Source organism: Rhodocyclus gracilis, from assembly GCF_009617575.1.
In the GTDB taxonomy this organism is placed as follows: Bacteria; Pseudomonadota; Gammaproteobacteria; order Burkholderiales; family Rhodocyclaceae; genus Rhodocyclus; species Rhodocyclus gracilis.
Genome location: NZ_WIXJ01000002.1, coordinates 146,267 through 169,997 on the forward strand (window position 1 = coordinate 146,267; position 23,731 = coordinate 169,997).

The following is a 23,731-nucleotide window of genomic DNA, read 5'->3' on the forward strand; positions in this document are numbered from 1 at the left end:
CCCTCACGCAAAGAGGCCGTGCACGAACCAGCCATCGACGCAGCGAAACACCCAAAGCCACTCGTCGCGCGGCGAGACGGCAATGAAGTAATCGCGCTGCACATCGCCAGTCGCGCCGGGCTCACCGTCGTCCCACCAGCCGCTCTCGATGCGTTCCGGCCCTGCGAGCAGATGCAGCGCACCGCCGCGCTGCGGCTGTCCGCCCACCTCGGGCAAGGCCTGCGGCGGCGACAGGAGATAGAGCGGACGGGGCGCGGACGGGCGTGCCGTCGCCATGGTCATGCTCGGCGCCATCCGCGCGAGCGGCCCCGACGCCGGGGCGCGGCGGGAAGAAGCCGTCTCCGACCAAGGCGACTCGGCGTGGGTTGCGCATTCCGGGCGATGATCTTCCACCGCGCGCAGACGGAAAACCCGCTCTTCACCCAAGCGCGCCTGCAAGCGCTCGATGAGCTCGGCGACCCGCGCATCGCCGCCGCCATTGCCCGCGGCGCCATGCGCCGCGTCAGAAAACAGCTGGCCCTCGCGACCAGCCATCGCCTCCAGGGCATCGATACGCAAGCACATCGATTCGACCGCCGCCGGCAAAGGCAGACGCGCCAGTCGTTCGTCGAGAACGCGCGCGATGCGCTGGGCGTCGCGTGTCGCCTCGGCAAAGGCAAGAGCCAGTTGTACCGTCGGTGCCGCTCGGGCGCCTCGCTCGCAACAAAGTTCGAGGACACATTCCCGAACGCCAGCAGCACGTACCGCCAACCACCCCGACAAGGCGCCGATCAGGTGGCGGGCAGCAAAGGCCAGTGCCGGCGCACTATCGCTGCGCGCCGACAGTTCGAGGCGCAGCGCGAAGGATTCGGGAAAGACAAAGCGCGCGCGCGGATCGGGAAGCTCGCCCAGCGCCCGCGCAAGATCCTGAGCAAACGGCAGCCCGAGACGCCGGCTCAGACCGGCACGCGGCAAACGCAGCACGTCGCCGAGCGTCCGTGCACCAAAGGCCGCGAGGCGCTCGGCCTGCTCCGGCAAGAGTACCGCCAGCGACAGCGCGCCAAGACGCTGCGGTAGCAAAGCCAGGTCGGTGCATGGACGCACCTCGCCCGCACGGGCAAACCACTCCGCCGCCAGCGGCGTCGGCGCCAAGGCAGCTTGGACAGCAAAGCCCTGCGCCGTCGCCTCCGTCGCAATTTGAGGAAAAAGCCGCTCGACGCCGCCGAAAAGACGCAGCGAAGCGCCAATCTCAAGGAGCACGGTCGCGGGCGGCGCCAGACTGACCTCAGACGTGAAGGCACCGGCCCAACAGGCGAGACGCTGTAAGGCGGCGATCTCTCGTGCTGGATCACGCGGGCGAACAAAAAGCCCCGGCAAACGCGCATAGGCACTTGCCAGACGCAAGCCCGGCGTCACCCCTGCCGCAAGCGCGGCGTCGTTCGCCGCGACGATGCCCTCGCCCGCGACGACGACGCTAGGCTGTGCGGATTCCGGAAGCGCGTCGAGCGGCAGGCGCGGCAGGAACAGGGCGAGCCAGAGCATGTATCGGAGCGACGTGAGACTGTGCGGGTGGGGTCGCGCGCGGCCGCCAAGCTGCCGGGCGCTGAACGGAAAGCGAGAGCATGTGGAGCGGAGGCGCACCACGCCGCTTGAGTATCTGCACGCCAAGCCGCTCGCCGGCACCCGTTAGGCACAGCCGCAAGGGCGCGGGTGACGCCTGTGCGGCACACTCTTGCGGACGGAAGACAAAGAGCAGCGAGCGACTCTCCTCCGCCGCCAGATGCAGACGCCGCAGCAGCGCCGCATCCGCTTCCGGCAGCCAGGCGACCACCGCACCGACGCCCTCGGTATCGAGCGCGAGCGCGCAGGTCCAGGCAGCGTCACGCCCCGGCGCGCTGCTAACGACGAGCAGGCGCGACAAATCAACGCCGCCGCGCGCCAAGGCCGGCGCGTGCAGGGCGTGCGGCGGGGCGACGCACACGACCCACGCCAATTCGCCAGCCGACAGATGCGCCAGCGCCGGCAGGAGCAAGCCTAGTTCGCCGACACCGCGCTGCGCCGGCAGCAGCTCGATCAGGCCACCGCGCGGCCAGCCGCCGCCCGGCAGTTCGAGGTCCAGCGCGGCGAAGCCGGTCGCCAGCCCGGGGAGCGGCGCCGACGCGAGGGAATCACCACGCCAGATGTCGGCGCGGGCGAGAATATCGGCAAGAGGAATGGCGCGCATGGCGGCGAAGGCGAAGCAGCTGCCTTACATCGAATCGCCGCCGCGGATCAGGCCGACAGCGATCCCTTCGATGGTCAGCGAGGTCGTCCGGGTGTCCACCACAATGGGGTCGAAATCGGGGTTTTCGGCGACCAGCTCAACGACCGGACCATGCCGGCGCAAGCGCTTGACGGTGACTTCGTCCTCGACGCGGGCAATGACGATCTGGCCGTCACGCACCTCGCTGGTCCGGCTGACGGCGAGCAAATCACCGTCGAAGATGCCGGCATTGATCATCGACAGCCCGCGCACCCGCAACAGAAAATCAGCGCGCGGGCGAAACAGGCTGGCATCGAGCGCGTAACGCGCCTGCACGTTCTCGATGGCGAGAATCGGGCTGCCGGCGGCGACGCTGCCAATGAGCGGCAGGCCAAGCTGCTCGACGAGGCGGATACCGCGCGCCGAACCGGGCTCGAGGACGATCGCCCCCTTGCGCGCCAAGGCCTTGAGATGCTCTTCGGCAGCGTTAGGCGAGGCAAAACCAAAGGCACTGGCGATTTCGGCACGCGTCGGCGGCGCGCCGAGGACTTCCAGCGAGTTGCGGATGAAATCGAGGACTTCTTCTTGGCGCGGGGTCAGCTTGAACATGGACGCAGCCTTCCGGTAGACGATGACTGTATTTTTATACAGTACCGCACCAAAGGCAAGCCCCCGCCGCGCACGCGGCCAGAAGAAAACGCCCGCTCAGTCTCTTTCGTCGATCCAGGCTTGCTGGATGGCTTCGAGGATTTTTTCGCCGCAACGCTTGGCGTCGTCGGCAAAGCCCGGCAGGGCCTGCGTGAGCCGCATCAGATCAACGAAATTGACGGTCAGCGGATCGACCTCGGGGTGGTGCTCGGCGAGCGCAACGGCGATGTCGTTGATATCAGTCCACTTCATCGGTGCCCTTCCTTGGTCATGTTGATGGTGTAACGCGGAATTTCGATGACCAGCGGCGTCTCGCCGACGAGCGCCTGACACGACAGCCGCGACGTCGGCTCAAGCCCCCAGGCCTTGTCGAGCAGGTCTTCTTCCAGATCGTCGGCGGGCGGCAGCGATGCGAAACCCTCGCGCACGACGATGTGACAGGTCGTGCACGCACAAGACATCTCGCAGGCGTGCTCGATGGCGACCTCGTGCTCCAGCAAGGTCTGACAGAGCGATGCGCCGGGCGTCGCCTCGATCACGACGCCCTCGGGGCACAACTCGGCGTGCGGCAACACGATGATCTGCGTCATGCCTGGTTTTCCTTTGCGGTCTCGTTGATCTGCTCGAGCTCGTCGAACTCTTCCTTCTCGCCCAGTTCGGCGAAGTCGTCGATACTGCGGCCGGCAAGCGCGCGGCGGATGCCTTTATCCATGCGCCGTGCGGCGAAGTCGCGCGTTTGCGCATCCACCTCGTCCATCGCCAGCGTGATCTGCCGACGGTTCTCGCCGAGGGCGGCCGTTTGCAAGGCGACGATGGCGGCGTCGACACGGGCGCGCTCGCTGGCATCGAGCAATTCGCCGTCGTTCTTGAGGGCCGACTGCACTGCCTCGATGAGGCGTTGCGCTTCGACTTGCGATTCCTTGAGCGCGCGACGGAAAGCATCATCACGCGTGTGCTCGAGCGAATCCTTGAGCATGCCGGCGATTTCGTCGTCGGAGAGGCCATAGGATGGCTTGACGACGACGCTGGCCTCGACGCCGGAGGTCTGCTCGCGCGCCGACACCGAGAGCAGGCCGTCGGCATCCACCTGGAAGGTGACGCGAATACGCGCCGCGCCAGCGACCATCGGCGGGATGCCACGCAGTTCAAAGCGTGCCAGCGAACGACAGTCGCTGACGATTTCACGCTCGCCCTGCACTACATGGACCGCCAAGGCTGTCTGACCGTCGCGGAAGGTAGTGAAATCCTGCGCCCGCGCCACCGGAATCGTCGAGTTGCGCGGCACGATCTTTTCGACCAGACCGCCCATCATTTCGAGGCCCAGCGAAAGCGGGATGACATCGAGCAAGAGCCAGTCGTCGCCGGTGCGGTTCCCCGCCAGGAGGTTCGCCTGTTTGGCCGCACCGATCGCGACGACCTTGTCGGGATCGAGGTTGTTTAGCGGTTCCTGTTTGAAATATTCGCCGACAGCGCGCTGCACCTGCGGCATGCGCGTCGCGCCACCGACCATGATGACGCCCTTGACGTCGCCAATGCCCAGCCCCGCATCGCGCAGGGCTTTCTTGACGGGTTGCATGGTCTTGGTGATCAGGGTGCGCGTAATGTCGGTGAAGGTTTCCGTCGTCAGCGTCAGATCGACGACCTCGCCACTGGCCAGACGTGCCGTGATCGGCGCCGTGCCGTGAAAGGTCAGGTATTCCTTGGCTTCGCGCGCGCGATTGAGCAGCAAGCGGGAATCCTCGGGCGAAAGCGGCTTGAGGCGGGCAGCCTCGAGAATCCAGCAGTAGATGCGTTGATCGAAGTCGTCGCCGCCCAGCGCCGAATCGCCGCCAGTCGACAACACTTCGAAGACGCCGCGCGACAGGCGCAGAATCGAAATGTCGAAGGTGCCGCCGCCGAGATCATAAACAGCGAAGACCCCCTCGGCACCGTTATCCAGCCCATAGGCAATCGCCGCCGCTGTCGGCTCGTTGAGGAGGCGCAGGACATTGAGGCCGGCGAGACGCGCTGCATCCTTGGTCGCCTGCCGCTGCGCGTCGTCGAAATACGCCGGCACGGTGATGACGGCACCGACGAGTTCGCCACCGAGCGCCAACTCGGCCCGCTCGCGCAGAGCGCGCAGCACATCCGCCGATACCTCGACAGGGCTCTTGCTGCCGGCCACGGTGCGCAAACGCACCATCCCCGGCGCATCTTCGAACTGATACGGCAGCGACTCGCGGTGGGCGATGTCCTGCAAACCGCGCCCCATGAAACGCTTCGCCGAGGCGACGGTATTGCGCGGATCGCTCGCCTGCTGCGCCAGCGCCTCGTAACCGACGGTGCATTCGCCATCGGCACCGTAACGCACCACCGAGGGCAACAGAGGGCGCCCCAGTTCATCGTTGAGAACGACCGCCAGTCCGGAACGCACCGCTGCCACGAGCGAATTGGTCGTACCAAGATCGATACCGACGGCGAGGCGACGTTCGTGAGGTGCGTCGGACTGGCCGGGTTCAGCGATTTGCAGAAGTACCATGAAAAGGTGTTCCGGATAAGTTGCGGTAATTACACGCCGCTATGAGGCGGCGTGCACACAAGCCGTTTGGCGGGCTGTCCGTCATAGCCCAGCCCCCCGCGCAGGGCGCAGGCGGGCAAGAACGAGGGAGAGCGGGACAAGGCGTCCATCACTCGTCGAGTGCGGCCAGTGCGTCGTCAATATCGGCGAGCAGTTTTTCTTCGAACATCAGGCGGCGAATCGCGTCAGCCGCCTGCGCCAGCGGCGTCGTGCGCTGGCTGTCGGCCACGGCTGCCGCCGCTGCGAGAATCGCTGCCAATGCCTCGTAGCCCGCACGCAGGGCCAGCGCCCGTTCATCACGCAGGCTTTCGAGCGTTTCCACCTGACGGGCGGCAACGGCGTCGGCGACCGTCTCGCGCAATTCCATCTGGGCAACGAGAAAATCCGTCGGCAGCGCGTTGTTACGCACGAAATCGCTTTCGCCGCCCAGTTCCGCCAAGAGGTAGCGGGCGCGCGAAAGCGGCTTTTTCAGGGTTTCATAGGCCTCATTCACGCGCGTCGCCCATTGCAGGGCACGCCGCCGCTCGCTGTCGCCGGCCGTGACGAAACGATCCGGGTGCGTCTGCGCCTGCAAGGCGCGGTAATTGCGTTCCAGCGCCGCGGTATCGATCCGAAAGTCGCGCGCGAGACCGAAGAGCGCGAAGTGATCCGCAGCGAAGCGCGCGTCCGACAACGCGCCCGCCGCCGCATCGGCCGCGCCGGAATTTACGGCAGGCGCCACACCATCCGCGAAATCAGTCATCAGACGTTGAAGCTCTCGCCGCAGCCGCACGCGTCCTTGACGTTCGGGTTGTTGAACTTGAACCCTTCGTTCAGGCCTTCGCGGGCAAAATCGAGTTCAGTGCCATCCAGATACGGCAGGCTCTTGGCGTCGACCAGAACGCGCACGCCGTGCGACTCGAACTGGATGTCGTCGCTGCCCAACTCGTCGGCGAATTCAAGCTTGTACGCCATTCCCGAGCAACCGCTGGTGCGCACCCCAAGGCGCAAGCCGATACCGCGCCCGCGTTTGCTCATGTAGTTGAGCACATGCGTGGCCGCCTTTTCCGTGAGCGTAACCGCCATTTACTGGCCTCCTTGATATTGTCAGTGTCGAGTCGCCGGGTGGCCGGCCTTACTCCGGTTTCTTCTTGCGAAAATCGGCGACGGCGGCCTTGATGGCATCCTCGGCGAGGATCGAGCAGTGAATCTTGACCGGCGGCAGCGCCAGTTCTTCGGCGATCTGCGTATTGCGGATTTCGAGGGCCTGATCGAGCGTTTTGCCCTTGACCCACTCGGTCACCAGCGACGAGGAAGCAATCGCCGAACCGCAGCCGTAGGTCTTGAAGCGCGCGTCCTCGATGATGCCGTCCTTGCCGACCTTGATCTGCAGCTTCATGACGTCGCCGCAGGCCGGGGCGCCAACCATGCCGGTCGCCACGCCCTCTTCTTCCTTGCCGAAGGAGCCGACGTTACGGGGATTTTCGTAGTGCTCAAGAACCTTGACGCTGTATGCCATGTTGAAACTCCTTACTTGATTTCCAGCGAGATGAATTGCGAGGCGAAGCGACGGATTGCCTGTATGGCAAGCTTAGTGGGCCGCCCATTGCACGGTCGACAGATCGACGCCTTCCTGGACCATTTCCCACAGCGGCGACAGTTCGCGCAGCTTGCCGATCTTCTGGTGCAGCAGCTTCACCGCGTAATCGACTTCCTCTTCGGTGGTGAAGCGACCCAGCGTAAAGCGGATCGAGCTGTGCGCCAATTCGTCGTCGCGCCCCAGGGCGCGCAAGACATACGACGGCTCGAGCGACGCCGAGGTGCACGCCGAACCGGACGATACCGCCAGATCCTTGATCGCCATCAACATCGACTCGCCTTCCACATAGGCAAAGCTGATGTTGAGGTTGTGCGGCACGCGCTTCTCAAGATCACCGTTAACGTAGACCGCCTCGATGTCGGAAAGGCCTTTCAACAGACGATCACGCAAGGCGCCGATGCGCACGTTCTCGACGGCCATCTCTTCGCGTGCGATGCGGAAAGCCTCGCCCATGCCGACGATCTGGTGCGTCGCCAGCGTTCCCGAACGGAAACCGCGTTCGTGCCCGCCGCCGTGCATCTGCGCTTCCAGACGAATACGCGGCTTGCGGCGGATATAGAGCGCGCCGATGCCCTTCGGGCCGTAGGTTTTATGCGCCGAAAAGCTCATCAGATCGACCGGCAGCGTCGCCAAATCAATCCCCACCTTGCCCGTCGCCTGCGCCGCGTCGACGTGGAAGATCACGTTGTGCGCACGGCAGATCGCGCCCAATTCGGCAATCGGCTGAATCACGCCGACTTCGTTGTTAACGAGCATCACCGAGGCGAGGATGGTGTCCGGCCGCAGGGCTGCCGCAAACACCGCCGGATCGACGAGGCCGTTTTCCTGCACGTCGAGGTAGGTCGCCTCGAAGCCCTGACGCTCCAGTTCGCGCACCGTGTCGAGCACCGCTTTGTGCTCGGTCTTGACGGTGACGATGTGTTTGCCGCGCCCGCTGTAGAAGTTGGCGGCGCCCTTGAGCGCGAGATTGTTCGATTCCGTCGCGCCGGAGGTCCAGATGATCTCGCGCGGATCGGCGTTCACCAGCGCCGCGACCTGCGCCCGCGCTTCTTCGACCGCCGACTCGGCCTCCCAGCCGAAAGCGTGCGAACGCGAGGCCGGATTGCCGAATTTCTCGACGAGGAAAGGAATCATCTTTTCGGCGACGCGCGGGTCGACCGGCGTCGTCGCCGAATAATCAAGGTAGATCGGAAGCTTTACCATCATTTCACTCCAGGTTCCGGCCTTTCCGGGGCAGCAGCACGCCACCGGGGAAAAGCCCTCTGTTTTACCGGTTCAACCGGAGAGCGCCACGGCGCCAAGCCGTCGCAGGTTGAGCGCCATCGCCTTCAGCGCAAAAACGAAATCATCAATTTGCCGCTCGGTATTGCCAGTCCCCAGGCTGACACGCACTGCTCCGCGCGCCAGATCGGCATCGACGCCCATTGCCAGCAGGGTCGCCGACGGCCCATGGTCGTTGCTGGAGCAGGCACTGCCGCTCGCCACCGCGAAGCCGGCACGGTCGAGACGCGCGACCAGCGTCTCACCATCAATGCCGGGCAAGGCAAAATAAGACGTGTTGGGCAAACGGCCGTCCGGCGCGCCAAACACCGTCGCCCCGAGATCCGCCAGCGCGCTTTCGAGTCGCCGGCGCATCGCGTCAAGATGCGCCGCACCCTCCGCGCGCCGGGCCACCGCCCGCTCGCAAGCAAGGCCAAAGCCAACGAGGGCGGCGATATTCTCCGTTCCTGAACGCAGGCCGCCTTCCTGACCACCGCCGCCGATCTGCGGTTCGATGTCGATACGCCGGTCGCGGATCAGCGCTGCAGCGCCCTGCGGCCCGCCAATTTTGTGCCCCGAAATCGTCATGGCGCCCACCCCGGCCGCATTCAGCTCACGAAAATTGAGCGGCACGCGTCCCAAGGCCTGCACGGCGTCGGTGTGAAAAATCGCCCCCGCCGAGCACGCCTGCGCAGCCAATGCCGCCACATCCTGTAGCACGCCGGTTTCGTTATTGGCGAGCATCACCGACACCAGCGCGGGCCGCAAGGCCAGCGTCGCCTGCCAGTCGTCACGCGCAAGGCGGCCGTCTGCGGCAGGCGCCAGGTGCCGTACGTCCCAGCCTTGACGCGCCAGTTGCGCCGCCGGGCGCAGCACACTGGGATGCTCCGCCGCACTCACCGCCAGCAAACCAGGCGGCAGACGAGCGGCAGTTCCCTTGAGAAAGAGGTTGTTGGCTTCCGAACCACCGCTGACGAAAACCACTTCATCCGGCTCGGCGCCGACGGCCGTAGCCACCTGCTCACGCGCGAGGTCGAGCGCACGCCGGGTGTTCCGGCCGTACTCGTGGCGCGCCGAGGCATTGCCGAAGCGCTCGCCCAGATAAGGCAACATCGCCTCGCGCACGACAGGATCGAGCGGCGTTGTTGCGTTGTGGTCGAAGTAGACCGGCGCAAACATGATTGTCAGGAGAGCGGCGTCGGCGAGGGTTCGGCGACGGTGACAGCACGGGCCATCAGGACTCGCCGCTCCGGCGCGACACTCGCCACCAGCGGCGCCAAGCCGAGTTTGCGACGCTGACGATCGACAAGATCCGCCAGCGACACGGAATTGAGGTAGTCGTACATCTTGCCGTTGAGCGTCGTCCATAACTCGTGGGTCATGCAACGATCCTCGTCGCGGCAATTCTCGAAACCGCCGCACTGCGTCGCGTCGAGGGGTTCATCGACAGCGCGGATGATGTCGGCAACGCTCACCTTTTCGAGAGGCCGCGCCAGACAGTAGCCACCTCCCGGACCGCGAACGCTGTCAACCAAGGCGCCCCGGCGCAGCTTGCCGAACAACTGTTCAAGATACGAAAGGGAAATCTTCTGCCGCTCACTGATACCCGCCAGCGTCACTGGCCCATCGCTGCCATTGAGAGCCAGATCGATCATCGCCGTCACTGCAAAACGTCCTTTGGTCGTCAGTCTCATGCCGTCTCCTTCGATCCATACCCGACTCTTCGAGTCAACTAAGCCAACTATAGTTGAGCGACCGGAAATTAGTCAACTATTTTGCTCAGGTATTGTGGATCGAAGCGCCCGACAACCGCCAGTTCGTCTTCGATGCTGCCCCCCGCCTCCTCAAGACGGGCGCGGAGAAGCTCAATGCGGCGATCTGTTTCAACGGCGTGGTCGAGCAGACCGTGGATCGCCTTGGCCAGTGGATCGTCCTGCGAGGACGCCAGTGCATACGCCGAAAAGCCGAGCCGGCCGGCTTTCTCTTCACGCTTGTGCGCCTGTTCGCTATCGATGATGCGCGCCGGGTTGCCTACGGCCGTCGCCCCGGCCGGCACATCCTTGATCACCACCGCGTTGGAACCGACTTTGGCCCCCGCGCCGATGGTGATGGGGCCGAGCACCTGCGCTCCGGCACCGACGACGACACCGTCGGCGAGTGTCGGATGGCGCTTGCCCTTGTTCCAGGACGTGCCGCCCAGTGTCACGCCGTGATAGAGCGTCACATCATCGCCAATCACCGCCGTTTCGCCGATGACGACGCCCATCCCATGGTCGATGAAAAAGCGCCGGCCAATGGTCGCCCCCGGATGAATCTCGATGCCGGTAAGAAAGCGCCCCCAATGCGAAATGAAGCGCCCCAGCCAAAAGAGACGGCTCTGCCAACAGGCATGGGCCATGCGGTAAAAAATGACCGCGTGGATTCCGGGGTAACAGGTCAATACCTCCCACGACGAACGAGCCGCGGGATCGCGTTCGAAAACGGACCGGATATCTTCACGCAAACGCCTGAACATAAAAAAACGAGTCTCCGTCAAAGGAGGAACGAGAGGCATGGCGGCAAAGCGGGCGAAAGCGGCCAAGAAAAGCCCGCCATCAAAGGCGCAACGCCGCCACCCGAGTGCCATGAAGCGGCGATTCTAGAATGCCCGACTGCCGCGATCAACTTTAACGCCCGCCATCCGGCGAGACAGACCGCAGCGAGAGACAGACCGCCGTACAAAACCAGGAGAAAACGCCCCCCGTCAGCGCGGCAAGCGCCGCTCAACGGCGTCGAGAATGCCGCGCAAGATATTCACCTCGTCGCGCTCGAGTCCGGCGCGACCGAAAAGTCGCCGCAGTTTCGGCAGCAAACGTTTAGGCTGACGCGGATCGTGAAAGCCGGTATCGATCATGACGCGTTCGAGATGCGCGTAAAAACGCTCGGTTTCGTCGAGCGTCGCCACCGGCGAACTGAAGGGAGTCGTCGGCGTCACCGTCGGCGGTACGCCGGCGAAGGCCGACAGGCGCAACTCGTAACAAAGCACCTGCACCGCCGCGCCGAGATTGAGCGACGAAAAGTCCGGGGCCGACGCAATGTGCGCACAGCGCTGACAGCGTTGCACCTCGGCATTCGACAGCCCGGCGGTTTCGTTACCGAACAACAGGGACACCGGCCCGGCGTCGGCGTGCGACAGCAGCACGGGCGCCGCCTCGCGCGCCGCCAGCGACGGCGGCCCCAGATCGCGCCGCCGTGCCGTCACGGCCACGGCGAACACCGAACCGGCGAGCGCCTCGTCAAGATCGGTACACACCTTGGCCGAGGCGAGGATATCGTCGGCCCCTGCGGCCCGCGCGCTGGCTTCGGCGTCGGGAAAGCGCTTTGGATTGACCAACACCAGTTGCGACAGGCCCATCGTTTTCATCGCCCGCGCCGCCGCGCCAATGTTGCCGGGATGGCTCGGATGCGACAAAACGACGCGCACGCGCCCAAGAATATCGGTCGAAATAGTCGAAGTCACAGGAGGATCACGGAAGTCACAAGAGACGGTGCGGGCCGCTTCATATAAAATGCACGGTCCTACCAACGAGGCCAGACGACGCGGGCGAATTTCTTAAGCCCGACGGGTTCGAAAAAAATGCATCCAGCACTCAACATTGCCATCAAGGCGGCACGACGCGCCAGTCAGATCATCAACCGCGCCTCGCAAGACATTGACCGCTTGCAGATCGTGCGTAAACAACAAAGCGATTTCGTCACCGAAGTCGACCGCGCCGCCGAAGCGGCGATCATCGAAACCCTGCGCGAAGCCTATCCGGAGCACGCGATTCTAGCAGAAGAGTCCGGCCACTCCGCCGGCCGCGCCGGCGAGAGCGAGTTCGAGTGGATCATCGATCCGCTCGACGGCACGACCAACTTCATCCACGGCGTGCCGCAATACGCGGTCTCGATCGCCCTGCGCCATCGTGGCCAACTGACGCAGGCGGTGGTCTACGACACCGTGCGCAATGAGCTGTTTGCGGCCAGCAAGGGCGGCGGCGCCTTCCTCAATGACCGCCGCATCCGCGTTTCGCGTTGCCTGCGTCTTGACGAAGCGCTCATCGGCACCGGCTTCCCCTACCGTTCCTTTCAGCACGCCGACGCTTATCTCGGCATCTTCCGCGAACTGATGCAAAAGACGGCGGGCATGCGCCGTCCGGGCGCGGCCTCGCTGGATCTTGCATGGGTCGCCTGTGGCCGGCTCGACGGTTTCTGGGAATTCGGCCTGTCGCCGTGGGATATGGCAGGCGGCGCGCTGCTGATCTCCGAAGCCGGCGGCCTTGTCAGCGACCTCGCGGGCGAGCCGAACTACCTCGACACCGGCAACCTCGTCGCCGGTAACCCCAAGGTCTTCTCGCAACTGCTGCAAATCGTGACGCCCTTCCGCTCAGCGGCGCTGCCAGCCTGACACCGATTCACCGCCCTGAAGCTTGGCCCGACACGGGCTGCGGAGCGTAGCCATGATCGTCACCGACACACATCAGGATGCGCCCGCAGCGGATTTTCCGATTATCGGCATCGGCGGCTCGGCGGGCGGACTGGAAGCATTCGAGCAGTTTCTCAAGGCCGTGCCGGCTTCTTCCGGTGCGGCCTTTGTCATCATCCAGCACCTTGATCCCACCCGCGAAGGGGTGGTCCCGGAAATCCTGCGCCGCTCGACGCCCATGCCGGTACTGGAAGCCCAGGACCGCATGGTGGTCCTCGCCGACCACGTTTACGTCATCCCTCCCAACAAGGACATGGCGCTCGAACAGGGAACGCTGCGCCTCTTCGCTCCGGCGGAACGGCGCGGCATGCGTCTGCCGATCAACTTCTTTTTCGCGGCGCTGACGCGGGAACGTCAGCGCCGTGCCATCGGCGTCGTGCTCTCCGGCATGGGCAGCGACGGCACACAAGGACTCAAGCTGATTCGCGAAGCGGGCGGTCTGACGCTGGCCCAGGAGCCACGCACGGCGCGCTTTGACAGCATGCCGCGCAGCGCCATCGACGGTGGCGCGGTCGACATCGTTGCCTCCGCCGGCGAACTGCCCGGCCGCATTCTCACCTACCTGCTCCACCTGCCGGTGAGCGCAAAGAATGCTGCCGTCAGCGAAGATCTCGTGCATAGCGCACTGGAACGCGTCCTGATCCAGCTGCGCAACCGCACCGGGCACGATTTCTCACAGTACAAGAAAAGCACGGTCTATCGGCGCATCGAGCGCCGGATGGCGATCCACCATATCGACGGGATAAACACCTACGTCGCGCTGATGCGCGACAACCCGCAAGAAATCGACCTGCTCTTCAAGGAACTGCTGATCGGCGTGACGCACTTCTTCCGCGACCCGGCGGTCTGGGAACACATGACGGAAGACGTCATCCCGCAATTGCTCAACGCCCATCCGGAAGGCCGCGCTCTGCGCGCCTGGACGCCCGGCTGCTCGACCGGCGAGGAAGCCTACTCGCTGGCCATCGCCTTCCGCGAGTGCATTGAGCGAATCAAGCCCGTCGGCAACTACTCCCTGCAGATTTTCGCCACCGATCTTGACCCCGAGTCGATCGAGCGCGCACGACAAGGCTATTACCCGTCGAGCATTGCGGCCGACCTGCCGCCGGAACGCCTGGCGCGCTTCTTCATCGCCGACGGCAACGGCTATCGGGTGATCAAGGAAATCCGCGAAATGGTGATTTTCGCGGTGCAGAACATCATCATGGACCCGCCGTTCACCAAGCTCGACTTGCTGACCTGCCGCAACCTGATGATTTACTTCACCGGCGAACTGCAAGAAAAGCTGATTCCGCTGTTTCACTACAGTCTGGTGGCGAACGGTGTCCTGCTGCTCGGCAGCGCCGAAACGATTGGCCGCTACAGCGAGCTGTTTTCGCCGACACACCACAAATTCCGCCTCTTCAAGCGCCTCGAAACCACAACACGATCCTCCGCCATCGAATTCCCGACCCGTATGCAACCCACTCCGGACAATAGCGACGAGCTGCGCCAGCCTGCGCTGGCCCCCAACCTGCAATCGCTCGCCGAACAGGTCGTGCTGAAACACTTCACGCCGGCCGCCGTTCTGGTCAACGACCATGGCGATATCGTCTTCATCAGCGGTCGCACCGGCAAATACCTCGAACCCGCCGCCGGCAAGGCGGATTGGAACATTCACTCGATGGCCCGCGAAGGGCTCGACCGCGCCCTGCGCCGGGCGATGGGCGAGGCCATCGCCAGTGGCAAGCCCGTGACGGCTGATGACGTCACTGTCGACACCGATGCCGGCAACCAGCTCATCACGCTCGTCGTACGTCCGCTCGACGAGCCGCTCCCCTTGCGCGGCATGCTGATGGTCGCCTTTTTTGACGAGCGCGCGCGCCTCGATAATCCGCCGCGCAAAAAACGCCGCGGCAGCGCGCCACAAGCGGTGGAATCAGACGAAATCGAGCGGATCACGGCGCGCGCACGCGCCGAAGTCCGCGCCATTCGCGACGAAATGCAGATCTCGCAGGAAGAACTCAAGTCGGCGAATGAAGAGTTGCAGTCGACCAACGAGGAATTGCAATCGACCAACGAGGAACTCACCACGTCCAAGGAGGAAATGCAGTCGCTCAACGAAGAATTGCAGACGGTCAACGCCGAGTTGCAATCGAAGGTCGACGATCTGTCGCGCGCCAACGACGACATGAACAACCTCCTCAACAGCACCGACATCGCCACCGTCTTTCTCGACAACGCGATGAACGTGCGCCGCTTCACCAGCGCCGCCACGCGCATTATCAAGCTGATCCCCGGCGACGTCGGGCGCCCGCTCTCCGACATCGCCAGCGAACTGGAGTACGGCGACCTGCAAGAAGACGCCCGCGAAGTGCTGCGCACGCTGGTGTTCTCCGAAAAGCAGGTGCCGGCGCGCAACGAACGCTGGTTCTCGGTGCGAATCATGCCCTACCGCACCCTCGAAAACGTCATCGACGGCGTCGTCATCACCTTCGCCGACATCACCAAAACCAAGCGCCTCGAAGAAGAGCTGCGCAGACTCCTGGCGCAAGGCAGCGCCGACGCCGCCCAAAACCACGGCGCCTGACGCAGAAGCGAACAGCCCACACCTAAACACCTATGACGGACCACCTCGCAACGACCGTAAGCGACGACGAACTCGCCCGCCACACACCGATGATGCAGCAGTACCTGCGTCTGAAAGCGCAGCATCCGAACACCCTGCTCCTCTACCGGATGGGCGACTTCTACGAGCTTTTTTTTGAAGACGCCGAAAAAGTCGCCCGCCTGCTCGACATCACACTCACCTCTCGCGGGCAATCGGCAGGGCGGCCGATCCCCATGGCTGGCGTGCCCTACCACTCGCTGGAGCCGTATCTGGCACGGCTCGTCAAACTCGGCGAGTCGGCCGCCATTTGCGAACAGATCGGCGATCCGGCGACGAGCAAAGGCCCGGTCGAACGCGCCGTCATGCGCATCGTCACACCGGGCACGCTCACCGACGCGGCCCTGCTCGACGAGAAGCGCGACACACTCCTGCTTTCGCTCACCACCGACCGCCGCCTCGCCGGGCTGGCCTGGCTCAACCTTGCCAGCGGCGAATTCCGCGTCAGCGAGGTCGCCGTCGAACAACTGCCAGCGACACTCGAACGTATCCGCCCGGCAGAAATCATCCTGCCCGACAGCCTCACCGCGCCCGTCTGCGAAGGCGCCGCTTTCACCCGCCGCCCCGACTGGCACTTCGACGCCGCCACGGCAACGCGCGAGTTGTGCGCGCATTTCGCCACTGCCTCGCTGGATGGCTTTGCTGCCGAGCAGTTGCGGCCAGCGCTCGCCGCCGCCGGAGCACTGCTCCGCTACGCCCAGGCAACGCAGGCGCGCGCCTTGCCGCACGTACGCGCCTTGCGCGTCGAATCTGACGACACCTACCTTGGCCTCGACGCGTCAACGCGCCGCAATCTGGAGCTGACCGAAACCCTGCGCGGGCAAGCGGCGCCGACGCTCTACTCCCTGCTCGACGTCTGTGTCACAGCGATGGGATCGCGCTGCCTGCGCCACGCGCTGCATCACCCCTGGCGGACAACGACGATCCCCGCCGCCCGCCACGAAGCCGTCGAATCGCTGCTCGACGATGGCGCTCGCCCGCTGCGTGCCGTACGCCGTGCCCTCAACGGCATTGCCGATATCGAGCGCATCGGCGGGCGCATCGCCCTCTTTTCGGCGCGGCCCCGCGATCTTTCCAGTCTGCGCGACAGTCTGGCGCGACTCCCCGAACTACAGGCACCGCTCAGCGCCAGCGAAGCGCCGCTGCTGCAAAGCATTCACGCCGACCTGCACCCACCGCTCGCCGCGCTCGATCTGCTCACGCGCGCCATTGCCCCGGAACCGGCGGCGATGGTCCGCGACGGTGGCGTCATCGCGACCGGCTACGACGCCGAACTCGACGAACTGCGTGCCATCAACGACGACTGCGGCGCCTTCCTCATGGCACTGGAAGCGCGCGAACGTGAGCGTACCGGGATCGCCACCCTCAAGGTCGAATACAACCGCGTGCATGGCTTCTACATCGAACTGTCGAAAGCCAACGCCGACCGCGCCCCGGACGACTACCGCCGCCGGCAGACGCTGAAGAACGCCGAACGCTACATCACGCCGGAGCTGAAAGCTTTCGAAGACAAGGCCCTCTCGGCGCAGGACCGCGCACTGGCGCGCGAAAAACTGCTGTTCGAGGAAATCCTTGGCGCCCTGCAAGGCGAGTTGCCAATACTCTCGAAGATCGCCGCCGCCGTCGCGCACTTGGACATGCTGACCGCCTTCGCCGATATCGCGACGACGCACAACTACGCCCGGCCACGCTTTACCGAAACACCGGGTCTCTGGATCGAAGGCGGACGTCACCCGGTAGTCGAAAGTCAGCTCGCCGATGGCAAGCCCTTCATCGCCAACGACCTCAGCTTCGACGACACGCGCCGCCTCCTGCTGGTCACCGGGCCGAACATGGGCGGCAAATCCACCTACATGCGGCAGAACGCGCTGATCGCCCTGCTCGCCCATATCGGCAGCTTTGTGCCGGCAACGCGCGCCCTGCTCGGGCCGCTCGACCGCATCTTCACGCGCATCGGCGCCGCTGACGATCTCGCATCCGGCCGCTCGACCTTCATGGTCGAAATGACGGAAGCCGCCGCCATCCTGCACCACGCCACCGACAGGAGCCTCGTGCTGATGGACGAGATCGGTCGCGGCACGTCGACCTTCGACGGCATGGCGCTCGCCGGCGCAATTTGCCGCCGCCTGCTCGAAAAGAACCGTTGCCTGACGCTCTTTGCCACGCACTATTTCGAGCTGACCCTGCTCGCCAACGAATACCCGCAACTCGCCAACGTCCACCTCGACGCGGTGGAACACGGCCACGGCATCGTTTTCCTCCACTCCGTCGAGGAAGGGCCGGCCAATCAGAGCTACGGCATCCAGGTCGCCGCGCTCGCCGGCATCCCCGCACCCGTGCTGCGCGCCGCACGCCGCCAGCTCCGCGAATTCGAGGAGCGCGCCGCCGCCAACCCGCTCTACAACTCGCTGCAACCGGATTTGTTCAGTGCTGGCGCCAGTATCGACGAGGGCTTCGACAACGCGCCGGAAGCCCCGGCACCCCTGCACCCGGCGCTGGAACGACTGGCACAGACCGATCCCGACGTGCTCACGCCACGCCAGGCCCTCGACGCCCTCTACGCCTTGAAAGCCCTGCTCGGCCCCAGCGACGCCTGAGGCGAGACCTTCTCCCCGCTTGCGCTCGCGGCGCAAGGCCGCCGCCCACCACGAGCGGTGACCGCAAGACGCCCATAAAAAAACCGGCGCCCCCGCCAAGGAGGCGCCGGCTCGGCGCTGATCGCTGTCGGGCAGCCAATCAGTCTTCGTCAGCCTCTTCGTCGTCGATGCCGCCGCGTTCGATCTCGGCAGCACTGGCGGGACGAACCGCCGTCACCGTGCAGGTAAATACCAGCGCCATGCCGGCCAGCGGGTGATTGCCATCGAGGACGACTTTATCGGCGGCGATTTCGGTCACGCGATAAATCTGGAAGTCGTCTTCGTCAGAGGCTTCCGGCGCTCCTTCAAACTGCATGCCGACCTGCAATTCCTTAGGGAAGGCGTCGCGCGGCTCGATCTGGATGAGCTCGGCGTCGTATTCGCCAAACGCGTCGGCCGGCTGCATCTTCACCGTCACCGACTCGCCGACCTTCTTGCCGTGGATCGCTTCTTCGATCATCGGGAAAACATCGTCGTAACCACCGTGCAGATAGACGATGGGATCTTCGCCTGCATCGACCAGCACGCCATCGGGATCGGTCACGTTGTAGTCGAGGGTAACGACCGTGTTCTTTGCTACTGTCATGTTCATGAATCGAGTTCCTTAACTACGCGGAGCATTTCGAGCGCGTGGCCCTTGGCGTTGACGCCATAGAGTGCCAGCCTGACGACGCCCTGTTTATCGATGACGAAAGTCGAGCGAACGATGCCGTGTTTCTTTTCACCGTCGACCTCTTTCGCCTGCCAAACGCCGTACTGCCGGCAGATTGTTCCATCAACGTCAGCAAGGAGACGCACTGCGATGCCGTGTTTGTCGCGAAACTCGGCGTGACGCAGACAATCGTCCCGGCTAACGCCGAGAATGCAACAGTCGAGGCGCGCAAACGCCTCTTCGTGATCTGAAAAATCGGTCGCCTGCAAGGTGCATGAAGGCGTGTTGTCCCGAGGGTAAAAATACAGGAGCACACGCCGGCTTCCACGAAATGCAGCCAGATCGACGGCTTCCATATCAGCATCGGGAAGCACGAAGGTCGGCGCCATCTGGCCTGGTTTCAGCATGCGGACTCCTCAAGGACGCATCCCGATTCGGACGGCAATCGGGACGGCCTGATTCTAACCAAGGCAAGCCGCACTGACCACTACACGCCGATGAAAAACCAACACTCGCCATGGATAAAACCGGGAGGCGACAAAGACGCCGGAAATACAGGCTAGCGTGCGCGCGCAGCCGCGGGTGGCATCGGCGCAGAAGACGGCGCCGCGCTGGAAGAATCCGTTTCGGCGGGATGTTCGTTGGCCGCCTGCATGCGGTCGGGAATCTGCACGAAAACCTCGCTTTGCTTGATCATCCCCAGCTCAAAGCGGGCACGCTCCTCAATGGCCTCGAAGCCCTGCTTCAGATCGCGCACTTCGGCATCGAGGCCGCTGTTGCGAATCTGCAGCTTCTGGTTGGCCTCGCGCTGCTGCTCCAGCTGGTGACCGACGTCCCAGACACGAAGCCAGCCACCTTTGCCGATCCACAAGGGGTACTGCAAGAGGGCAATCAGAGCGATCAGAGAGAGCGTCAGCCAGCGCATTCAACCCCTCCCGCACAGCACGCCGACGCGCGACGCGAACGAGCACGAGTTTCCTCGAAGCCGTTCGCCGCCACGCGCCGTCGAGGCACTAGCGCAGATTGTAAAAAGCGTCGCGACCAGGATAGGTGGCGGTATCGCCGAGATCTTCCTCGATGCGCAGCAGTTGGTTGTATTTGGCGATGCGGTCCGAGCGCGACAGCGAGCCCGTCTTGATCTGCAAGGCGTTCATACCGACCGCGATATCGGCAATGGTGCTGTCTTCGGTTTCGCCGGAGCGATGCGAAATCACCGCCGTGTAGCCGGCGCGCTTGGCCATTTCGATGGCGGCGAAGGTTTCCGTCAACGTGCCGATCTGATTGATCTTGATCAGGATCGAGTTGGCGATGCGCTTCTGAATGCCTTCTTTGAGGATGCGCGTGTTGGTGACGAAAAGATCGTCACCGACGATCTGCACCTTGTTGCCGAGGCGCTCGGTGAGGAGTTTCCAGCCGTCCCAGTCGCCTTCGGCCATGCCGTCTTCGATCGAGACGATCGGGAATTGATCGGCCAGATTCGCCAGATAATCGACGAACTGAGCGGAGGTCAGTTGCAACTTTTCGCCGGCAAGGTGGTACCGGCCGTCGCGGTAGAACTCGGAGGCGGCGCAGTCGAGCGCGATCAGGACATCACTGCCCGCCTGATACCCCGCTTGCTCGATCGCTTGCAGAATCAGCTGAATCGCCTCGGCGTGGCTGCCGAGGTTCGGCGCAAAGCCGCCCTCGTCGCCAACAGCGGTAGAGAACCCCTTCTTGTCCAGCAACTTCTTCAGCGCGTGGAAAATCTCGGCGCCGCAGCGCAGCGCTTCGCGGAAGCTGTCCATGCCGACCGGCATGATCATGAATTCCTGAATGTCGAGGCTGTTGTTGGCGTGCGCGCCGCCGTTGATGATGTTCATCATCGGCACCGGCATCTGCATCGAACCGGAGCCGCCGAAGTAGCGATAGAGCGGCAGGCCGGATTCTTCGGCAGCCGCTTTGGCAACGGCCATCGACACGGCGAGAATGGCGTTGGCGCCCAGACGCGACTTGTTGTCGGTGCCGTCGAGGTCGATCAGAGTCTTGTCGATGAACGCCTGTTCTTGCGCGTCGAGGCCGATGATCGCTTCGGAAATCTCGGTATTGATGTTCTCAACCGCTTGCAGGACGCCCTTGCCGAGATAGCGGCGGGCATCGCCGTCGCGCAGTTCGATCGCTTCACGCGACCCCGTCGACGCACCCGACGGCACGGCAGCGCGGCCCATGACGCCCGATTCCAGCAGGACATCGCACTCGACCGTGGGATTACCGCGCGAATCGAGAATCTCGCGGGCAACGACATCAACGACAGAACTCATGAAAGAACCCCTTCAGACAGTAAAAAATGTCGCGAACGCGACGACAGCAGATGCACACCCCATCCCTGATAGCCCTGCCGCGATTCTGCCGCTACTCCCCGGCGAGAATGCCGCTCGCTGCCGAATCTCGCACTACCCAAGGTGGTGCGCTCACCGGCATATCGTATCAAGCTGTTGCCTTACACCATCTACCTGCCAGCAAACCCGGACGGGCCAATGATCCGTCAGACGTGGCGCAACTCTTCAAAACCTGCCGATTTCACGGCGCGATCCAGCGCCACCAGCGTCGTCAGCAGACTCTCCATACGCGCCAGCGGCCAGCTATTCGGGCCATCGGACAGCGCATCTGCCGGTCGCGGATGCGTCTCCATGAACAAGCCGGCAATCCCCGTCGCCACCGCTGCTCGCGCCAGCACCGGCACGAACTCGCGCTGACCGCCCGAAACGTTTCCCTGCCCGCCGGGCAACTGCACCGAGTGCGTCGCGTCAAAGACCACCGGACAGGCGGACTCGCGCATGATCGCCAGACTGCGCATATCGGAAACGAGGTTGTTATAACCGAACGAAGCGCCGCGCTCGCAAACCATCAGCGTATCCGCACCGCCATTGGCCTCGCGCGCCTTGGCGACGACGTTCTTCATGTCGCCCGGCGCCAGAAACTGGCCTTTCTTGATGTTCACTGGCTTGCCCGTCGCCGCGACCGCATGGATGAAATCCGTCTGGCGGCAAAGAAAAGCGGGAGTCTGCAAGACGTCGACGACAGCCGCCACCGCCGCCACATCGCGCTCGTCATGCACATCGGTCAGGATCGGCACGCCCACCTGACGGCGTACATCGTCGAGCAAGGCAAGACCAGCGTCGCGGCCGGGGCCGCGCGGCGACGCCCCGGAACTGCGGTTGGCCTTGTCGTAGGAGGCTTTGAAAATGTACGGGATGCCGAGACGCGCGCAGATTTCCTTCATCTGCCCGGCCACATCGACGCACAGCGACAATGACTCCGCCGTGCACGGGCCGGCGATCAGAAAGAACGGCTGATCGAGACCCGCCTCGAACCCGCAGAGCTTCATGCCTGCGCCCGGTGCGCCAAGGCTGCCCGCACGAAAGCCGTAAACAACGGGTGTCCGGCGCGCGGCGACGACGTGAATTCCGGGTGAAACTGACAGCCGACGAACCACGGATGCGCCAACGGCCCGTCTTTCGGCAACTCGATCATTTCGCAGAGCGCGGTTCCCGGCGCCCGGCCAGAAACGACCAGCCCCTTGGCTTCCAGCGCATCGAGCAGCGTGTTGTTGACCTCGTAGCGGTGCCGGTGCCGCTCAACCACCTCGGCGGCGCCGTAAATCTCACGCGCCAGCGAGCCTTCGCGCAGTTCGCAGACCTGACCTCCAAGGCGCATCGAGCCACCGAGATCGGAATTCTCGTCGCGCTTTTCGATACGGCCGGAGGCGTCCTGCCATTCGGTAATGAGGCCGATCACCGGGAACGGCGAGGTCGCGTCGAATTCCGTGCTGTGCGCGCCAACCATACCGGCCACATCGCGAGCGAACTCTACGACAGCGAGCTGCATGCCGAGGCAGATGCCGAGGTAAGGCGTACCGCTTTCGCGGGCGTAACGGATCGCGGCGATCTTGCCCTCGGTGCCGCGCTTGCCGAAGCCGCCGGGAACGAGGATCGCGTCCATGCCACGCAGCGCGCCGACGCCAAGCTTTTCGATCTCTTCCGAGTCGATGTACTCGATGTGCACCCGGCTTTGCGTGTGAATACCGGCGTGTTTCAAGGCTTCGCTGAGCGATTTGTACGACTCGGTGAGGTCGACGTACTTGCCGACGAAAGCGATCTTCACCTCGTGCTTCGGGTGATCCAGCGCATCGACAAGCTTTTTCCAGACCGACAGATCAGCGGCATGGGCGAGGATGTCGAGCTTGTGGCAGACGATCTCGTCGAGCATCTGGCCGTGCAGCATCGCCGGAATCTTGTAGATCGAATCGGCATCGAGCGCTTCGATCACCGCCTCGCGCTGAACGTTACAGAAGAGCGCGATCTTGCGCTTTTCGTCTTCGGGAATATGGCGATCGGCGCGACACAGCAGGACGTCGGGCTGAATGCCGATTTCGCGGAGTTCCTTGACGGAGTGCTGCGTCGGCTTGGTTTTCAGCTCGCCGGCCGTCGGAATGTACGGCAGCAGCGTCAGGTGGATGTAGCAGGCGTTGTTACGCCCTTCATCCAGCCCCATCTGGCGGATTGCCTCAAGAAACGGCAGGGATTCGATATCGCCGACCGTGCCGCCGACTTCAATGATGGCCACATCGGCCCCCGCGGCGCCGCGGACGATGTGCGCCTTGATCTCGTCGGTGATGTGGGGAATGACCTGAACGGTCTTGCCCAGATACTCGCCGCGCCGCTCCTTCTTGATCACCGACTCGTAAATCTGGCCAGTGGTGAAGTTATTGCACTTCTTCATCTTGGCGCTGGTAAAGCGCTCGTAGTGGCCAAGATCAAGGTCGGTCTCGGCGCCGTCTTCGGTGACGAAGACTTCGCCGTGCTGGAACGGACTCATCGTTCCAGGATCGACGTTGATGTAGGGGTCCAGCTTGAGATGGGTGACGCGCAGACCGCGGGATTCGAGAATCGCACCCAGCGATGCGGCGGCGATGCCTTTACCGAGCGAGGAAACGACACCGCCGGTAACGAAGACGTATTTGGTCATGGAAGGACGGGCAGCGGGAAAGC

General features: G+C 63.9%; 23 protein-coding genes. 3 read left to right on the forward strand and 20 right to left on the reverse strand.

Annotated elements, in window-relative coordinates; genetic code table 11:
- Nucleotides 1-3: 3 nt before the first annotated feature.
- The 14 genes from GHK24_RS03865 to GHK24_RS03930 form a co-directional block, all read right to left on the reverse strand.
- On the reverse strand, nt 4-1,521 hold the full coding sequence (locus GHK24_RS03865) for a Y-family DNA polymerase (protein ID WP_153469323.1): 1,518 nt from the start codon (nt 1,519-1,521) through the stop codon (nt 4-6).
- Nucleotides 1,454-2,203 (reverse strand): translesion DNA synthesis-associated protein ImuA, encoded by a 750-nt coding sequence (imuA, locus tag GHK24_RS03870; RefSeq protein WP_153469326.1) that lies wholly within the window; start codon nt 2,201-2,203, stop codon nt 1,454-1,456. Before imuA ends, GHK24_RS03865 begins: the two co-directional genes overlap by 68 nt.
- 24 nt (nt 2,204-2,227) lie before the next feature.
- Nucleotides 2,228-2,830 (reverse strand): transcriptional repressor LexA, encoded by a 603-nt coding sequence (gene lexA, locus GHK24_RS03875; protein ID WP_153469329.1) that lies wholly within the window; start codon nt 2,828-2,830, stop codon nt 2,228-2,230.
- 96 nt (nt 2,831-2,926) lie between these two features.
- Nucleotides 2,927-3,121: a Fe-S cluster assembly protein IscX gene (gene iscX / locus GHK24_RS03880; protein WP_153469332.1), complete on the reverse strand. Its 195-nt coding sequence runs from the start codon at nt 3,119-3,121 to the stop codon at nt 2,927-2,929.
- On the reverse strand, nt 3,118-3,459 hold the full coding sequence (gene fdx / locus GHK24_RS03885) for an ISC system 2Fe-2S type ferredoxin (protein ID WP_153469335.1): 342 nt from the start codon (nt 3,457-3,459) through the stop codon (nt 3,118-3,120). Before fdx ends, iscX begins: the two co-directional genes overlap by 4 nt.
- Complete coding sequence (gene hscA, locus GHK24_RS03890) at nt 3,456-5,387, reverse strand: Fe-S protein assembly chaperone HscA (RefSeq protein ID WP_153469338.1); 1,932 nt, start codon at nt 5,385-5,387, stop codon at nt 3,456-3,458. The genes fdx and hscA overlap by 4 nt, the downstream gene beginning before the upstream one ends.
- A 148-nt stretch (nt 5,388-5,535) precedes the next feature.
- A complete protein-coding gene (gene hscB / locus GHK24_RS03895) occupies nt 5,536-6,168 on the reverse strand; it encodes a Fe-S protein assembly co-chaperone HscB (RefSeq protein ID WP_153469341.1) in 633 nt (210 codons plus the stop codon).
- Nucleotides 6,168-6,491: an iron-sulfur cluster assembly protein IscA gene (gene iscA / locus GHK24_RS03900; protein WP_153469344.1), complete on the reverse strand. Its 324-nt coding sequence runs from the start codon at nt 6,489-6,491 to the stop codon at nt 6,168-6,170. Before iscA ends, hscB begins: the two co-directional genes overlap by 1 nt.
- A 49-nt stretch (nt 6,492-6,540) precedes the next feature.
- The gene (iscU, locus tag GHK24_RS03905) at nt 6,541-6,924 is read right to left on the reverse strand and encodes a Fe-S cluster assembly scaffold IscU (protein ID WP_153469347.1); all 384 of its coding nucleotides are present in this window, start codon (nt 6,922-6,924) and stop codon (nt 6,541-6,543) included.
- A gap of 72 nt (nt 6,925-6,996) precedes the next feature.
- Nucleotides 6,997-8,208 (reverse strand): IscS subfamily cysteine desulfurase, encoded by a 1,212-nt coding sequence (locus GHK24_RS03910; RefSeq protein ID WP_153470307.1) that lies wholly within the window; start codon nt 8,206-8,208, stop codon nt 6,997-6,999.
- Nucleotides 8,209-8,280: 72 nt separating this feature from the next.
- Nucleotides 8,281-9,444: a cysteine desulfurase family protein gene (locus GHK24_RS03915; protein ID WP_153469350.1), complete on the reverse strand. Its 1,164-nt coding sequence runs from the start codon at nt 9,442-9,444 to the stop codon at nt 8,281-8,283.
- Between the two features lie 5 nt (nt 9,445-9,449).
- On the reverse strand, nt 9,450-9,959 hold the full coding sequence (gene iscR, locus GHK24_RS03920) for a Fe-S cluster assembly transcriptional regulator IscR (RefSeq protein WP_153469352.1): 510 nt from the start codon (nt 9,957-9,959) through the stop codon (nt 9,450-9,452).
- A gap of 68 nt (nt 9,960-10,027) precedes the next feature.
- A complete protein-coding gene (gene cysE, locus GHK24_RS03925) occupies nt 10,028-10,780 on the reverse strand; it encodes a serine O-acetyltransferase (protein ID WP_153469355.1) in 753 nt (250 codons plus the stop codon).
- Between the two features lie 228 nt (nt 10,781-11,008).
- Nucleotides 11,009-11,764 carry an RNA methyltransferase gene (locus GHK24_RS03930; protein WP_422917786.1) on the reverse strand — a complete coding sequence of 252 codons (756 nt, stop codon included), beginning with the start codon at nt 11,762-11,764 and terminating at the stop codon, nt 11,009-11,011.
- Nucleotides 11,765-11,881: 117 nt separating this feature from the next.
- On the opposite strand from GHK24_RS03930, the gene GHK24_RS03935 reads away from it, so the two are divergent.
- From GHK24_RS03935 to mutS, 3 genes are read left to right on the forward strand one after another with little or no spacing between them, the layout of a single operon-like run.
- The gene (locus GHK24_RS03935; RefSeq protein WP_153469361.1) at nt 11,882-12,691 is read left to right on the forward strand and encodes an inositol monophosphatase family protein; all 810 of its coding nucleotides are present in this window, start codon (nt 11,882-11,884) and stop codon (nt 12,689-12,691) included.
- Between the two features lie 52 nt (nt 12,692-12,743).
- A complete protein-coding gene (locus tag GHK24_RS03940; protein WP_153469363.1) occupies nt 12,744-15,338 on the forward strand; it encodes a chemotaxis protein CheB in 2,595 nt (864 codons plus the stop codon).
- A gap of 32 nt (nt 15,339-15,370) precedes the next feature.
- The gene (gene mutS / locus GHK24_RS03945; protein WP_228384530.1) at nt 15,371-18,013 is read left to right on the forward strand and encodes a DNA mismatch repair protein MutS; all 2,643 of its coding nucleotides are present in this window, start codon (nt 15,371-15,373) and stop codon (nt 18,011-18,013) included.
- 139 nt (nt 18,014-18,152) lie between these two features.
- Here the strand turns inward: mutS and GHK24_RS03950 are convergent, their stop codons facing one another.
- From GHK24_RS03950 to GHK24_RS03975, 6 genes are all read right to left on the reverse strand, one after another.
- Nucleotides 18,153-18,644 (reverse strand): FKBP-type peptidyl-prolyl cis-trans isomerase, encoded by a 492-nt coding sequence (locus GHK24_RS03950; protein ID WP_209022567.1) that lies wholly within the window; start codon nt 18,642-18,644, stop codon nt 18,153-18,155.
- Nucleotides 18,641-19,111: a peroxiredoxin gene (locus tag GHK24_RS03955; RefSeq protein ID WP_153469365.1), complete on the reverse strand. Its 471-nt coding sequence runs from the start codon at nt 19,109-19,111 to the stop codon at nt 18,641-18,643. Before GHK24_RS03955 ends, GHK24_RS03950 begins: the two co-directional genes overlap by 4 nt.
- Nucleotides 19,112-19,263: 152 nt before the next feature.
- The gene (ftsB, locus tag GHK24_RS03960) at nt 19,264-19,629 is read right to left on the reverse strand and encodes a cell division protein FtsB (RefSeq protein WP_153469368.1); all 366 of its coding nucleotides are present in this window, start codon (nt 19,627-19,629) and stop codon (nt 19,264-19,266) included.
- Nucleotides 19,630-19,717: 88 nt separating this feature from the next.
- Nucleotides 19,718-21,001 carry a phosphopyruvate hydratase gene (gene eno, locus GHK24_RS03965; RefSeq protein WP_153469371.1) on the reverse strand — a complete coding sequence of 428 codons (1,284 nt, stop codon included), beginning with the start codon at nt 20,999-21,001 and terminating at the stop codon, nt 19,718-19,720.
- A gap of 224 nt (nt 21,002-21,225) precedes the next feature.
- On the reverse strand, nt 21,226-22,068 hold the full coding sequence (kdsA, locus tag GHK24_RS03970; RefSeq protein ID WP_153469374.1) for a 3-deoxy-8-phosphooctulonate synthase: 843 nt from the start codon (nt 22,066-22,068) through the stop codon (nt 21,226-21,228).
- Nucleotides 22,065-23,708 (reverse strand): CTP synthase, encoded by a 1,644-nt coding sequence (locus tag GHK24_RS03975; protein WP_153469378.1) that lies wholly within the window; start codon nt 23,706-23,708, stop codon nt 22,065-22,067. The genes kdsA and GHK24_RS03975 overlap by 4 nt, the downstream gene beginning before the upstream one ends.
- Nucleotides 23,709-23,731 lie beyond the last annotated feature (23 nt).

Bases quoted from the DNA above. Each gene is read 5' to 3' on its own strand.
- GHK24_RS03915 (WP_153469350.1), bottom strand. From the start codon at position 9,444: ATGTTTGCGCCGGTCTACTTCGACCACAACGCAACAACGCCGCTCGAT.
- hscA (WP_153469338.1), bottom strand. From the start codon at position 5,387: ATGGTACTTCTGCAAATCGCTGAACCCGGCCAGTCCGACGCACCTCAC.
- GHK24_RS03940 (WP_153469363.1), top strand. From the start codon at position 12,744: ATGATCGTCACCGACACACATCAGGATGCGCCCGCAGCGGATTTTCCG.
- mutS (WP_228384530.1), top strand. From the start codon at position 15,371: ATGACGGACCACCTCGCAACGACCGTAAGCGACGACGAACTCGCCCGC.
- iscU (WP_153469347.1), bottom strand. From the start codon at position 6,924: ATGGCATACAGCGTCAAGGTTCTTGAGCACTACGAAAATCCCCGTAAC.
- GHK24_RS03935 (WP_153469361.1), top strand. From the start codon at position 11,882: ATGCATCCAGCACTCAACATTGCCATCAAGGCGGCACGACGCGCCAGT.
- cysE (WP_153469355.1), bottom strand. From the start codon at position 10,780: ATGTTCAGGCGTTTGCGTGAAGATATCCGGTCCGTTTTCGAACGCGAT.
- GHK24_RS03955 (WP_153469365.1), bottom strand. From the start codon at position 19,111: ATGCTGAAACCAGGCCAGATGGCGCCGACCTTCGTGCTTCCCGATGCT.
- kdsA (WP_153469374.1), bottom strand. From the start codon at position 22,068: ATGAAGCTCTGCGGGTTCGAGGCGGGTCTCGATCAGCCGTTCTTTCTG.
- GHK24_RS03950 (WP_209022567.1), bottom strand. From the start codon at position 18,644: ATGAACATGACAGTAGCAAAGAACACGGTCGTTACCCTCGACTACAAC.
- iscA (WP_153469344.1), bottom strand. From the start codon at position 6,491: ATGGCGGTTACGCTCACGGAAAAGGCGGCCACGCATGTGCTCAACTAC.
- hscB (WP_153469341.1), bottom strand. From the start codon at position 6,168: ATGACTGATTTCGCGGATGGTGTGGCGCCTGCCGTAAATTCCGGCGCG.
- GHK24_RS03975 (WP_153469378.1), bottom strand. From the start codon at position 23,708: ATGACCAAATACGTCTTCGTTACCGGCGGTGTCGTTTCCTCGCTCGGT.
- ftsB (WP_153469368.1), bottom strand. From the start codon at position 19,629: ATGCGCTGGCTGACGCTCTCTCTGATCGCTCTGATTGCCCTCTTGCAG.
- imuA (WP_153469326.1), bottom strand. From the start codon at position 2,203: ATGCGCGCCATTCCTCTTGCCGATATTCTCGCCCGCGCCGACATCTGG.
- iscX (WP_153469332.1), bottom strand. From the start codon at position 3,121: ATGAAGTGGACTGATATCAACGACATCGCCGTTGCGCTCGCCGAGCAC.
- GHK24_RS03865 (WP_153469323.1), bottom strand. From the start codon at position 1,521: ATGCTCTGGCTCGCCCTGTTCCTGCCGCGCCTGCCGCTCGACGCGCTT.
- fdx (WP_153469335.1), bottom strand. From the start codon at position 3,459: ATGACGCAGATCATCGTGTTGCCGCACGCCGAGTTGTGCCCCGAGGGC.
- GHK24_RS03910 (WP_153470307.1), bottom strand. From the start codon at position 8,208: ATGGTAAAGCTTCCGATCTACCTTGATTATTCGGCGACGACGCCGGTC.
- iscR (WP_153469352.1), bottom strand. From the start codon at position 9,959: ATGAGACTGACGACCAAAGGACGTTTTGCAGTGACGGCGATGATCGAT.
- eno (WP_153469371.1), bottom strand. From the start codon at position 21,001: ATGAGTTCTGTCGTTGATGTCGTTGCCCGCGAGATTCTCGATTCGCGC.
- lexA (WP_153469329.1), bottom strand. From the start codon at position 2,830: ATGTTCAAGCTGACCCCGCGCCAAGAAGAAGTCCTCGATTTCATCCGC.